Origin of the sequence: Terrisporobacter petrolearius (assembly GCF_020748185.1) — a bacterium.
GTDB classification, from domain to species: Bacteria; Bacillota; Clostridia; order Peptostreptococcales; family Peptostreptococcaceae; genus Terrisporobacter; species Terrisporobacter petrolearius.
The window spans coordinates 69,865-83,600 of record NZ_JAHZMO010000008.1; the positions used below are offsets into that span (position 1 = coordinate 69,865).

Sequence of the window (13,736 nt, forward strand, 5' to 3'; positions counted from 1 at the left end):
GAAGGAATGTGTAAATTATTTATTATAAATTTGTGATAAAAAATGAACTCTAGGAACTTCCTCATCATCATTATTAATAATTTTGCTTCCTTGACCTTCTATGCCTTCATTACTTTGGGAATCCACTTTCATCACCTCTTATCTTTCTTTTTAATATCTATATAAACTCTAAAAGCATTTAGCTTATTGAAATTTTCACATCTTTGTTAAAAACTAATTTTCATATTTTTTTGATTTATCAATATACCATAGATTAATAGCACAACCTATTATCCAAATAACAATAAACCATTGAAATAAATTTTCTCTAAATTGTAATGAACACCCTGCTATGAAAAATATAATTGCTGCTATTAAAATTGCCACGCTTATATTTTGACAAAGTGGAATTATTCTTATTTTTCCTTTTTCTTCATCACTTAATCCTTCATAAGATTTCATATATTTTAGTGCCTTTCCAGTGTATAGGGCAAATGACACAACCATAAATATAATACTAAACATAAATAAAACCATAATTTCTTTTAACATTTTCTCATTCTCCTTTCTTATACATCTTCTCATTTTTCTTAAAAAAGGCCACAAAAATACACCCCTTGTTCTCCAAAGTTTTTTTGCATAAATAAATAGTTAAATTTACTATTTTATTATTCCTTACCATTGGATATTTTATTATTCCTTACCATTGGAAATTATTAAGAGGTGTTTACTATTAATTGTTATATATAAAAATATTTTTATTTTAATAAATATATATCATGGGAGAAAAATGATACCAAATAGACACTCTAATCCCATATTCCAATTTTTGTTTTACGCCAACTATTTTCCAACAGTAATTACTACTATGACTACCTGATTCCACAATCTCACCTTCCTTCTTATTATTTTTAGAATTCATTAAAAAAATCCCAGTTAAGCCATAGCTAAACAAGGATTTGTATACAATAAATAATATATTAATAATTCTCGTTCAAGCTTTAGCTTCTTAGGGCAATGTAATTGAATTAGAATACACCTTCTTTTTCCGATGCATCCTGCTAACCATCTAATAGTGTTTCCACTATTTCGCGGCACCAACCCGTATCCCTAAGGTAACCTCACCTACCGATTTTTTTTAACTTGTAATACCATTATATTAGCATTTTCAAATTAATGTCAAGATATTTTTAAAATTCACACTATTATCTTTTCATAATTAAAACTTTTTCTGAGCATTTTATATTAAATTCTTACATAAGAAAAATTGTTCCAATACCAGCAATATAGTAGAGCGCAATTGTACATCATTCATAAGAATTTCATTTTTATAAACTTTCTACTAAAAAAAGTCTACCTTATTTTTATAAAGGCAGACTTTTATATTTTACTTAATAAAATTAATATTAAATTATTAGCTAGCTTTTTCTTCTTTTTCAGTTTTTACATCTTTAGTCATAGCTGCTTTAAACATAGTTGCTGAAGTATAAACAACAACTAAAACTACTAACCATTTTAACCAGTATACTGGCATGTTAGTTACGAATAATAATGCAAGAATTGAACCTATTACCCCACCTATAGTTATACCCATAGATACTTGTCTTTCATAAGCTCCTTCTTTAACGAACTTTGTACTAGCTATTGGTCCAACAAATGCACAAGCACCCATCATTATTGGGAATGCTGCTTTTGGGTTCATTCCAAGAAGTGCAATCATTGCCATACATGGTGCATATAATCCTATACCTGCTGTCATTAATGCTCCAAGTATAAAGTTACCAACTATACCTACTATTAATTTTCCACCAGCAAGACCCATAGCCTCCCCACCTGATGGCATTAATCCTAGTTGACCTAACACTAATAATACAGCTGTTCCTGCAAGAGCAACTCCCATAGTTAATTGAACTTTTTTCTCTGGTAATTTTGATATTATACCAGCCCCTATCCAAGAACCTGCTACTGCTGATATTATCATGGATAATAAAGTAGTCATGTCTACAGATATTGCATTAAGTGATAAAAACGCTTGCGTTATCATTGGCAATGCATGTGCAACGTTTAATGTACCTGGTAATAACTTATCTGGTACATTTATTTTCTTACTGAATTTTAAAATTGCTGTTGTAGTTGCAAAAGAACCTACTCCTATTGCATCTAAGAAATCTGTTATAAATCCTATAAATAGTCCTGTTCTGAATACGTTTGCCTTAGATGCATCCCTGTGTTTTCTAAAGTCATTTACGTAAACTGTTGTGTAACCTGCTGTTATAACGCCTAATGCGCCTAAAATTGCTGTTAGCATAATTGCTTTAGCCCCCTTAAAATTAAATATTTGTTTTGACAAGAACGATTATACATCTTATTTTTATATTTTTCTATACCTTTTTTAATTTTTTTTAAAATTTTTTTATATTTCCAAATACACAAAATTATTTCATGTCTTATTTTGTTATAAAAAGGTTGAATTTTACACAATTTCAGTAGAACTGTCTATGAAGTTTAAATAAAAAAAATACTAGTATTTTTACTAGTATTTTACCCTAAATTATTATCCCATTACAGTGATCAACTTCATGTTGAATAATTTGTGCTACAAATCCATTAAATTTATTCTTTTGTTTTTTGAAACTTCTATCAAAATATTCTACCTCTATTGTTTCATATCTTGTTGTTTGTCTAATACCTATTAAAGATAAACAACTTTCCTCTATCACATAACTATTCTCTTTTTTAGTTATAACTGGGTTGATCATTGGAACTATTGAATTTCCTACAGCAAATACAATTATACATTTCTTAACTCCTATCATGTTTGCTGCCATTCCAACACAGTTTTCAAGATTTGCTCTCAATGTATCAATTAAATCATCAACTACATGTACATCTTCTTTAGTAGCTAGTTCAGATTTTTCTCCTAAAAACAATAGGTCTTTCATAATTGGTTTTATCATATTCATCCCAACCTTTCCAATTTTACTTATGTATTTATGTTTCATAATATGTTTTTCTTATTATATCATATAAAAATTTTCTATTCTTCATTATTCCTTGAAGAATAACTTTAATAGTTACCTCTAATGATAAAATTTATAATTTTTGATATAATAACATTACATTAATATGAGGAGATTTATAAAATGAACAATAATATTGATAATAAAATAACATTCAATCCTAATAAGTATTCTTGGAATGAATCTATGATTTTAGATAAAATACAAGAAATTTTAGATAATAAAAATATAGATGACTTAGAGCTTAGCAAAGAAGAGTTAGAAGATATAATATCTAAATTAAATAACAGCATTTCAACAGAAGAATTAAATGAGTCTGCTTGCATTATAGCTGAGAATATTGATGAATTAAAAGTTTTACCTAAAGAAGATGTAAAAGAATATATATTAAAATTAATAAATTACTTAAACAATACTAATTTAAAATGTATTATAGGTCAATTTAAAGGAATTGAATTTGAGGTATTTAAAGATTCCAAAGTGGATGATGTATTTAAAGATTACTACTCAAAATACGATGAAACATATGGAATATCTAGCATGCTTTCAGACTTAGGTTTAAAATAAACAAAAATAGCATTCACTAAAATAAATTAGTGAATGCTATTTTATTTACATTTTTGAAACCAAAGCTAAAATTATTATTACCACTATGTTGTGAACTGCGTATAATCCAATTGCAAGAGGTAAGTTTGTTCCTCCTCTTTTCTTTGCAATTATCTCTTTGGCCTCAGGTAATAATCCCTTTGTTTTTTCCATATTTCCACGTATCTGATCCTGGTATAATGCATTTGCATAAATCCCTATACCAATTAAAACTGCAAGGTTTAGTATGCCTCCAATATATGGTGTAGAAGATGCTACTAAGCTTAATATAAAAAATGCACCTGCTTTAAAGTACATTTTTCTATATATCATCCAATATATGCCCATAAAAAATGCTGACCAGTTCCAAGATATGCTCTTTCCTGAATCATCCATTTTTCTAAATTTTTCTTCATAAAAATTCAGATTCTTTTGTATAAATAAATTTAATTCATTTACTTGTTGCATAAATTTTTCTCCTTGATGATTTTAATTCTTGAAATACTTAATATATTATCATATTTTTGCTCATTATGCTCAAAATTAATTTGTCTTTTATATTAATATTTATACCCATTTTAAAATTAACAAAACTAAATTGTATGGTATTCAAAATATTCAAACAGACTTTTTCATAGTAATTTTATATTTTTTGTTAAACTTTTATCACTAAAAACATATCAATTCATTAAAACATTTAATAGCATAAGAATCTGTCATACAAGAAATATAATCTACTATGGCTTCTTTATATATTTTTTCACTATGTAGAGTTCCATAAACCTTCACATTATTTAGACTATTTTTCAAATCTTTTCTATCAAAAATACCTTCATCACAATACTTTATTATCCACCCTTTAAAATCACTTAAGACAAATCTGTATTTCTTATCTATATTGGCTTGCAAATTATTTATGGTATTTTCCTTGTCATAATATTTGAATAATTCTTCAAATATGCTGTTAATCACTAAGTTTGCATATTTTTTATAGTAGCTAAACTTTTCGTTATCGTATATTTTTTCATAGTTAAATTTTTTTATGGAGTCAATAAAGTTCTGTTTTTCATGAGAAAAGCAAATTCCATTTTCAATAGAGCTGTTTTCAATAAGATCGCCCATTAATTCGTGCATTATTACGGAAGTGTTCACTGTTTTTTGGCCGTACTTATGACCTAGTTCATATACTTCTTTTAAATCATCACGACTAATTATTTTTAAAAGAAGTGCATCTTCTATATCTCTTCCAAGATAAGCTATCTTGTCAGCAATTTTCACAACACAACCTTCCCAAGTATAAGGCTGCACCTGACCAGGATTAGTTATGGTATTTAGATCTATAAAATCTTTTCTAGGGTAGATTCCATTTTCATCCACCTCACCACAATGACATATTATGCCATCTCTCACTGCATATGTAAGGTTTAAATTACTTAGGTCTCCCTTATTATCTTGGAGTAATTCCAGCTTGTCTACTACTTTCAAACCATTTTTTTCATGCCAAAAAGAATAGTTTAAATTTTCTTCTAGTATATTTTTTATAACTTTTTCCCCCTCATGACCAAAGGGTGCATGGCCTAAATCATGGCCTGTTGCTATTGCTTTTGTTAATTCATGGTTTAGCCCTAAAGCTTTAGCTATAATATAACTTACTGATTCCACATGAGATACATGCTCCATTCTTGTGCAAATATGATCATTTTGTGTATTAAAAAATACCTGTGTCTTATGTTTTAATCTTCTATATGCTAAACAGTGTAAAATTCTAGTATAATCTCTTTCAAACTCACTTCTCATATCATTTTTTCTTGAGTATAGTTCTTTTTGTCTTAAAAGAGCTTCTTTAGAGTTTTTATCTTCATTAATTGCCACATGAGAAAATCTTTTGTACATAATATCCCTCCATATATAAATATAAGTTATATATTAATAATATTATAACACTGTTTTTTTATGCCTATACTATTCTTACTAATATCTTAATCTGCATATAGCTTTAACGGATAAAGGTATACACATTTTTGTGTATACCCTTAAAGTAGAAAGTTTAAAAATTATAATTAACTCACTGTACGTTCTACAACACTTTGCCTACCTGCAAAGCGATAGATAACATATGGAACTAAAGAGCATAGGACAAATAATAAGGGTAATATGATCACCAGTGGCCAGAAATTAAATTTGAAGTTTAAAAACCAAATTTGATCCACGTGTGGGCGAGCTACTTTAGAAAGCACATCCTTTATTAATGATGTATCTATCAGACCTCCCCAGGTAAGAGTAACAACCTTCATCTCATATATCTTCTACATTTACTACTAGAAATTTCGGATAGTGTTGGACTTCGTTTTGTTTAACTTCTAGTAAGCCTCATCTGTAGTTCGTGTCCCTCAGACCAAGACTTTACCGTAGGCTTCCTTAAGATTCCACCTCACGATGGACAACCTTGCCCTTACCACAAGCCTGCAACGGACTTTTACCGTCAAGTTGTTGCCTATGCTTGGCATACTAAAAAAGTAAGAAATATTGTATATTCCTTACTTTTTTATGCATAAAATCGTTTTCCTTATTAATTCAATCTAAATCTATATACTTAACCAACGGTGTTGTAATTAATATACTCTGTATTGTTTTTGTATACTCATACTATCAGATACATATGTTTTAGTTGTTGAACTAGATCCTGAAAAAGTAAATCCAGGAATGCTAATTCCACCGCCACCAGTCTGAGTCACTTTAGTATAAAATTTACCAGTTACCCCAACTGTAGCAGCTGAAACTGGGTATTTAGTTGTTTTCCAACTATTACTTTGCTTCCATGAACAAGTATATTTACCAGCTGCTAATGAAGAACCTACTGTACAGCTATTAATTTGTCTAAATGATAAGTTGGTATAAATTTCAAAACTTGCATCCATTTCAGCCTTAAAAGCAGTATTTTTAGAATAAGACTGTTTCCAAGATGCTTGTCTCCAAGTAATATTACCTGCCGCTTTAACATTTTTGCCTTTCATTTACAACGGTTTTCTTATTTCTTCTAGGGCTTTTTCCGTTCTTTCTGCTACTTGCTTATCAGCCTCATTAATCGTAATACCTTCATTTTTTGCTAGATTTTCCACATATTTTTCCCTTGTTATTTCTTTAATTGTTACCTCTTCATCCCCCTCAGACATTATATTTATTGGATTATTACTTTTACCCAAAGAATCTGCACTTACTATATTAGTCAGAGAAATAGAACCTATAATTAGCCCACTTAATAATAATACTTTAATATTTTGTTTTATTTTCATAAAATCCCCCCCTTTATTAATAAATGTAGCATACTCTTTCATAATACATAATATTATATTTACAATAATTTAAATATAAAAATTAGACATTATATTTTAAAAGTTTTAATAATATTCAGATCAATATTAATTCTTTATTTTGTATCACTAATTTTTAAATAAATTACAATTTCTCCTGTAGATTTATGTTTAAAAATCTCATCAATATTTGTGCTTTGTACATTTTTCACATCATCACCTATAATATAGCCTATAATTGGTAACTCGTTATTAATGATTATTTCTTTCTCTGTATCTAATCCAAATAGGGCTATTCCACTAGTATTTTTAAAAAAGTCTGACGTTATTGTATTTATGTCAGAATCACCAATATATACCTTAATATTTTCATTTTCTTGATATATACTTAAATTGATTTTATCTACATTTTTATCAAAAGTTAAAGTTGTATTATATAAACGCTCTTCTTTTTCAAAATTACCTTTTTTAAACTCTTTTGAATATAAACTAACATTATATTTTCCTTTTGTTATATTTTTTATTTGATAATCAATACCCATTCCGCTTATGTTATTTTCACCTGTATCATTTTTAGTTATAACCACTTTATCCTCTACCTGATTATAATTACATGAAGTCGAAAAAAATGATATTACAAATATACAACCTAATAGTAATAATTTTTTCATAAATCACCCTCCTTAACTTTCTATATTATTAAAATCTAATCAAATCTTTAATTTTACTTTATCCCATATTTAAACTAAGCCTCCTTATCCATCAAATTAATCTGTATCCTATTTTTTCATAGTAGTCATCATTATCATACATAAAATTTTAAGTTAATCTTAAGATAGTAACCTAAATTAAACTTAACGATATAGCTTTGTTTATCTTTTCATTAAACTTAATTTTAATTAATCTAATTTATAATTAATTATATTATTTAAATATTTTATTCGTAATATGGTTTGATTAAATTATATATATATTTTAATTAAAATCAACATTTTTTAACATCAATAAGTTATTTTTCTAATCAAAGTCAAAAATTTTCCTAGAAATAGGTTAATATAAACTTTTTTAATACTTACTTACAAAAAAATGACATCTAATAAATTAGATGTCATTTCTTGTTTATTCTATAAAAATCTATAAAAATAATCATTTAATATTTTTAAGAATAGCTACTAAGTAATCCCACGTTTTTTCTGTAGAACTAATACTTAAATGTTCATTTGGTGTGTGAACATCAAATAAGTCTGGACCTATGGATACTGCTTCTGCTCCTTTTATAGCGTCAAGTAATAATCCACATTCTAGTCCAGCATGTAATGCCACTATTTCTGGTTTTTTACCTGTTACTTCTTCGTATGTGTCCTCACAAATTTTTTCTAGTTTAGAGTTTTTAGCATATTCCCACTCAGGGTAATCATCTTCTAAGTCAAGTTTTACACCTATAAACTTGCTAAGTAATTCCATTCTATAGCTCAGGTCTTCTTTTAAACTTTTCACAGAACTTCTAGTTGCAAATTCAAATATAATATCATTTTCATTTGTAACTACAACACCTAAATTAGTGGAGCTTTCTACTAAGCCTTCTATATCTGGGCTCATAGTTTGAATGCCTCTAGGCATTAAGTTTAGAACACCAATAATTTTATTCTTAACATCATCACTTAATGCTTTATGATAAGTTTCTTCACCTTTATTACATTCTAAAATTACGCCTGGATCTGAAGTTTTTAACTCATTTTTAAATATATCTAAAATATTACCTATTTCTTTTTGTAAAGCTTCTTTATTATTATCATCTATAAGAATTACACATTCACTTTCACGAGGTATGGCATTATTTTTAAGTCCTCCATGAATAGAAACTAAATCATAACTTATTCCATTTTTACAAATATGATTTAAAACTCTACCCATTAATACATTGGAATTTCCTCTTTTTTTATCAATTTCCATTCCTGAGTGTCCACCTTGAAGACCTTTTATTCCTATATTATAAGCAGTTTTTGATGAAGAAATTTCCTTATACTCTTTATCTATAGTAATAATTGCTGTTACTCCACCAGCACAACTTACAGTTATTTTTCCCTCTTCCTCAGAATCTAAGTTTATTATATATCTTCCTTTAAAAATACTTTCATCTAGTTTCATAGCACCTATCATGCTAACTTCTTCATTAACTGTATAAAGAACTTCAAGAGGAGGGTGAGGAGTATCATCACATGCTAGTAATGCAAGCCCCATGGCAACTGCTATTCCGTTGTCAGCGCCTAATGTTGTTCCTGTAGCATATAAATAATCTCCCTCTACTCTTAATTTTATTTCATCTTTAGTAAAGTCATGAACTGTATCTTTATTTTTTTCACAAACCATGTCCATATGTCCTTGAAGTATTACACCTGGACTATTTTCATATCCTTTTGTACCTGGTTTTTTAATTATTACGTTTAGAGCTTTATCTTGAATTACTTCTAATCCAAGCTTTTTTGCTTCACTTACTAAATAATCACTTATTTCTTTTTCATTTCCAGAACCTCTAGGTATTTTAGATATCTGTGAAAAATACTTAAATACTAATTCTGGTTGTAAATTTTCTATTTTCATTTTAATTCTCCCTTAATTAAATACTTTTTGAACAAATCCAATTTTATACCATCATCATAGCAACACTTAATATTATTGCTGATGCCACAAAGATTGCTAATAATACTTTGCTAACAAATTTAACCCATGATGAATAATCAACTTTTGCTATGGCTAGTGTTCCCATAATAACACCACTTGTTGGCGTAACTAAGTTTACAATACCACTACCAGCACTAAATATTGAGATTATTACTTCTGGTGGAAATCCTAAACTAACTGCCAAAGGCCCAAATATAGGCATTGATAAACCTGCAAGTCCAGATGTAGAAGGTATAAAAAATGACAATGCCATATAAATTAAATATGCAACTATTGTAAATATAATTGGAGACATTCCAACTAATACAGAAGAAGCTTTTGATAAAACATAAGCATCTAATCCTGTAGAGCTCATTATAACTGATATACCTTTTGAAACACCAATAACAAGTGCGACTCCAACCATTTCAGCGGCTCCGTCTAAAAATGAATTTACTATTTCCAATTCTGTCATTCTATATACTAAACCTATGATTATTGCCATAATTACAAACCACATGCCTAGTTCAGAGAACCACCAACTTCCAAGAGGAGCTCCAGTCAAAAATGCTGTATTTGCAAATATATTTACTCCAAATTCTTCCCAAGGTATAATCCCTGCTACCATTACTAAAAATGTGAAAGCAAATAATGCTAACACAACTTTTCTCTGTCCAGTAAACTCTATTACTTCTTCTTTGCCCTCTTCATTTCCTATAAAAGCTTCGTTTGCTTGTCTTATTTCCGAATCTGATAATAATGTTTTTGATTTATCAGCATGAACTTTTTTAGCATAATTCATTACAAAGAATATAGATATAAGTAGTGATGATAACCATAATGCCACATTCGTACCAATTATTATAACTTGATTAGCTGCTATATTTACTCCTTTTAATGCCCCTATACTTACAGAAACTAAAAATGGATTTACTGTAGATCCTAAAACACCACTGCCTGCGCCTAAAATAATAGTTCCTACAGATACTAAAGGATCAAACCCTGCTATTATCATAGTAGTTGTAACTAAAGCTGTAAAAGCTATAGTTTCTTCTGCCATACCAAAACTAGTTCCTCCAAGAGAAAATAAAAACATTAGAACAGGTATTAAGATTAATTCTTTTCCTTTTAATTTTGCAACTACATTTCCTATACCTGCATCTAAGGCACCTGTTTTTGTTGTTACTCCCAAAAAGCCTCCTATTAATAAAACAAATATAGCTATATCAATTGCCTCCTGTAATCCAGTTATTGGAGCCATAACAAAATCAGCCAAAGTTGCCTTCTTAACTCCTGGTATGAAATATGTTGCAATTGCTATAATTGCTGTTATGGCTAATAATACAGTATAAGCCGTTGGTAATTTAAATGATTTTTTCTTATTTTCATTTGTGCTCATTTTACATTTCTCCTTTAATGACTTTTGCTATTTATATTAAATTTGCCATTAAAATATATTTTATGTAATTGTGAAAAGATTTAAATTAAATAAAGCCACTAATTATTACATTAATGGCTTTGTTTAAATAAAAGTTTTTTTCTTAAAATTTATGCTTTTTTTGTCAAATTGTTATTTGAAGATAAATCTTCTTTAATTAATTTTTTTGATAAAATTACAAAGTAAATCACACATAATATTATTTGTATAATTGTAGACATTGGTGTGGCAAGACCAACTTTAAATAGGGATACTGGCTCTATTTTACTCATAAGATACGAAACAGGTATTCTTACACAAAAAGCACCTACGATTCCTTGTATCATTACAAAAGTTGTTTTTCCACATCCATTAAAGTAACCTACCATAGAAAACATTATTGCAGTTAAAAGGCAGTCTATTCCATAAGCTTTCATATATTCCCAGGCTGCCATAACTACAGGCCTGTCTTTTGAGAACATTCCTGCTAGTAAATTTCCATGGAAGAATGTAATATAAAACATTACAACACCACAACATAGAGATGATAATATTGCATATAGAAGAACTTTTTTAGCTCTTTCATATTTTTTAGCTCCATAATTTTGTGCAACAAAAGCAGATACCGCTTGTGAGAATGAGGATGGTATAAGCATTATAAATCCAACAAGTTTTTCTGCAACACCAATTCCAGCTGATGGAATTACTCCCATAGTATTACCTATAATCATAATAACCAGAAAAGATAAATGCACAAGTCCATCTTGTAGAGCTATTGGAGCACCATATTTAATTATTCTTGATGTTAAGTTTTTATGGAATTTTATACTTTCTTTTGAAAACTCAAAAGGCAATCCACGCCTTTTAATAATTATTAAAGATAAAATAACACTTATACCTTGAGCCATAATAGTGGCAATAGCTGCCCCTGTTGCTGCCATTTTAAATAATCCAACAAAAATCAAATCTCCAATAATATTTGCGACACATGCAATTGCAACTGTTATAAGCGGAGTTTTTGAGTCCCCTAGACCTCTAAAAACACCTCCTATAATATTATAGGCAACTATAAAAACTGCACCTGCTGCACAAATTCTTATGTAAGATACAGTTCCACTAAAAGCCTCTTTTGGTGCATGCATAAAAGAAGATATGGGCGAAGCAAAACTTACAACTAAAAGTGTAATAATAATAGCCATAACTGCAAATATACATATCCCACTTCCCACAACATCTCCAGCTTCTTTTGATTTCCCTTCTCCTAATTTTTGACCTATTAATATAGTAAGACCCATAGTTAATCCTGTAATTATTACTGTTATAGTCATCATTACTTGACTACCTGTAGAAACAGCCGACACATCTGCCGCGTGACCAAACCTACCAACTATAAGTAAGTCAACTGCGCCATACATTGTTTGTAAAAATAGTGCAAGTAAAATGGGTATGGCAAATTTTAATAAGGGCGAGAATATTTTACCCTCTGTAAAATTAGACACTTTTGACATATTCAATTCTCCTTTATTTATGTTTTATACAAAACAATATCCTTATAAAATTTCACTTGGCTTAAGGGATTAATAACCTTAGTCCAAGTGCTATATTATATAGTTACTAAGAATTTATTCTAAATTATTTCTTATTTTATCAAGTACTGTTTTAAATACTTTTATTTCTTGTGATGTTATACTTTCACACAGCTTATTTTCTATTGAGTCAATAGCCATAGAAATTTCTTTATAAAGCTTTTTAGATTTGTTTGTTAAAATTATTTTTTTTAAACGTGCATCCTTTGCTACAGGAACTCTTTTTATTAAACCACTCTTTTCCATGTTATTTAACATTAAACTGATAGATGAACGCTTCAGATCAAACTCTTTTTCCAAATCCTTTTGAAATATTTCTTGGTTTTCACCTTTCATAGAAATAAAATCTATTACATAAGCTTGAGATACAGTTAAGTTATCATCAATAGCATTAATTACAGCACTATCCATTTTTCTTGAAATTATGTGATTTATTTTACTAATATGAAGACCTAGTTTATTTTTATTAGTCAATGAAACACCTCCATAAATTTGTTTTGTACTAAACTATAATAACTACTATTTATACTTATGTCAACAAAAAAAGATATGCTACTTTGAGCATATCTTTTTTTAAGTATAACAATTTATTTATTTGTTGAATCAGTTTCTAACTCAGCTTTTCCAAGCATTAAAGCAACTATATCATCGTCAGATTTTATTGTCCATGCTTTATCTTTTTTTGTTAAATTTACTTTTCCAGTTCTTGTCTCTACCTTACCTGACTTAACTTTTTCTAGTAGATTCTTACTCATATAATCATCATCTACTTTTTTTCCACTAAAAGCATCAGTAAGTCCTTCTTGCATTACTTCTATTAACATATTCCCGAAATTAAGACTACTAAGTTCTACTTCAACAGTTGCATTATCTCCATCTACTTTTTCAGATAATACTTTAGCATCCATTTTTGAAAGATATATTTTTAATGCTTCGTCCATAACTTCGTCTTTTTCTTCCTTTGCAGCTTTACCTCCAGTTTCATCTTCAGTTTCGGAAATAGCGTCTTCAATAAACTTACTAGCTTCTTCACTATCTCCCTTTTTAAGTTGTGTAAAATATGTATTCACTACATCTGTTGGACTTTCACTTTTACACCCTACTAACATCATACTTAGTGATAATATTGCTGCCATTAATACTGATAATTTTTTACTCATTTTTATTCCCCCACAAT

The 13,736-nt window shown here is 28.6% G+C and carries 14 protein-coding genes and 1 riboswitch; of the genes, 1 reads left to right on the forward strand and 13 read right to left on the reverse strand.

Translation table 11 applies throughout. The features are described 5' to 3' along the window. Positions 1-213 precede the first annotated feature (213 nt). The 3 genes from K0040_RS06945 to K0040_RS06955 all read right to left on the reverse strand — a co-directional run bounded on the left by K0040_RS06945 (position 214) and on the right by K0040_RS06955 (position 2,981). The gene (locus K0040_RS06945; RefSeq protein WP_175487622.1) at positions 214-531 is read right to left on the reverse strand and encodes a DUF3784 domain-containing protein; all 318 of its coding nucleotides are present in this window, start codon (positions 529-531) and stop codon (positions 214-216) included. A 427-nt stretch (positions 532-958) separates the two neighbouring features. Continuing rightward, positions 959-1,119, reverse strand: a riboswitch (M-box (ykoK) riboswitch). Positions 1,120-1,393: 274 nt separating this feature from the next. Continuing rightward, entirely contained in the window at positions 1,394-2,287 is an 894-nt protein-coding gene (locus tag K0040_RS06950) for a sulfite exporter TauE/SafE family protein (protein WP_228108200.1), read from the reverse strand. A 238-nt stretch (positions 2,288-2,525) separates the two neighbouring features. Then, positions 2,526-2,981, reverse strand: a complete 456-nt coding sequence (locus tag K0040_RS06955) for a peptide deformylase (RefSeq protein WP_331476279.1) — start codon at positions 2,979-2,981, stop codon at positions 2,526-2,528. A gap of 141 nt (positions 2,982-3,122) precedes the next feature. Between K0040_RS06955 and K0040_RS06960 the strand changes: the two genes are divergently transcribed. After that, positions 3,123-3,566, forward strand: coding sequence for a hypothetical protein (locus K0040_RS06960; RefSeq protein ID WP_228108201.1), 444 nt, complete (start codon positions 3,123-3,125; stop codon positions 3,564-3,566). 45 nt (positions 3,567-3,611) lie between these two features. Here the strand turns inward: K0040_RS06960 and K0040_RS06965 are convergent, their stop codons facing one another. The 10 genes from K0040_RS06965 to K0040_RS07010 all read right to left on the reverse strand — a co-directional run bounded on the left by K0040_RS06965 (position 3,612) and on the right by K0040_RS07010 (position 13,719). Beyond that, complete coding sequence (locus K0040_RS06965; RefSeq protein WP_228108202.1) at positions 3,612-4,052, reverse strand: DUF2628 domain-containing protein; 441 nt, start codon at positions 4,050-4,052, stop codon at positions 3,612-3,614. Positions 4,053-4,253: 201 nt separating this feature from the next. Beyond that, positions 4,254-5,477 (reverse strand): deoxyguanosinetriphosphate triphosphohydrolase family protein, encoded by a 1,224-nt coding sequence (locus K0040_RS06970; RefSeq protein WP_228108203.1) that lies wholly within the window; start codon positions 5,475-5,477, stop codon positions 4,254-4,256. Between the two features lie 719 nt (positions 5,478-6,196). Beyond that, positions 6,197-6,598 carry a hypothetical protein gene (locus tag K0040_RS06975; RefSeq protein ID WP_228108204.1) on the reverse strand — a complete coding sequence of 134 codons (402 nt, stop codon included), beginning with the start codon at positions 6,596-6,598 and terminating at the stop codon, positions 6,197-6,199. After that, positions 6,599-6,877 (reverse strand): hypothetical protein, encoded by a 279-nt coding sequence (locus K0040_RS06980; RefSeq protein WP_228108205.1) that lies wholly within the window; start codon positions 6,875-6,877, stop codon positions 6,599-6,601. It abuts the gene before it with no gap. Between the two features lie 134 nt (positions 6,878-7,011). Further along, positions 7,012-7,566: a hypothetical protein gene (locus K0040_RS06985; RefSeq protein ID WP_228108206.1), complete on the reverse strand. Its 555-nt coding sequence runs from the start codon at positions 7,564-7,566 to the stop codon at positions 7,012-7,014. Positions 7,567-8,041: 475 nt separating this feature from the next. Further along, a complete protein-coding gene (locus K0040_RS06990; protein ID WP_228108207.1) occupies positions 8,042-9,496 on the reverse strand; it encodes an aminoacyl-histidine dipeptidase in 1,455 nt (484 codons plus the stop codon). Between the two features lie 43 nt (positions 9,497-9,539). Beyond that, complete coding sequence (locus K0040_RS06995) at positions 9,540-10,955, reverse strand: YfcC family protein (RefSeq protein ID WP_228108208.1); 1,416 nt, start codon at positions 10,953-10,955, stop codon at positions 9,540-9,542. Between the two features lie 149 nt (positions 10,956-11,104). Then, positions 11,105-12,481, reverse strand: a complete 1,377-nt coding sequence (locus K0040_RS07000; RefSeq protein WP_228108209.1) for an MATE family efflux transporter — start codon at positions 12,479-12,481, stop codon at positions 11,105-11,107. A 114-nt stretch (positions 12,482-12,595) separates the two neighbouring features. Next, complete coding sequence (locus K0040_RS07005; protein WP_228108210.1) at positions 12,596-13,033, reverse strand: MarR family winged helix-turn-helix transcriptional regulator; 438 nt, start codon at positions 13,031-13,033, stop codon at positions 12,596-12,598. A 113-nt stretch (positions 13,034-13,146) separates the two neighbouring features. Continuing rightward, positions 13,147-13,719, reverse strand: coding sequence for a hypothetical protein (locus K0040_RS07010; protein ID WP_228108211.1), 573 nt, complete (start codon positions 13,717-13,719; stop codon positions 13,147-13,149). Positions 13,720-13,736 lie beyond the last annotated feature (17 nt).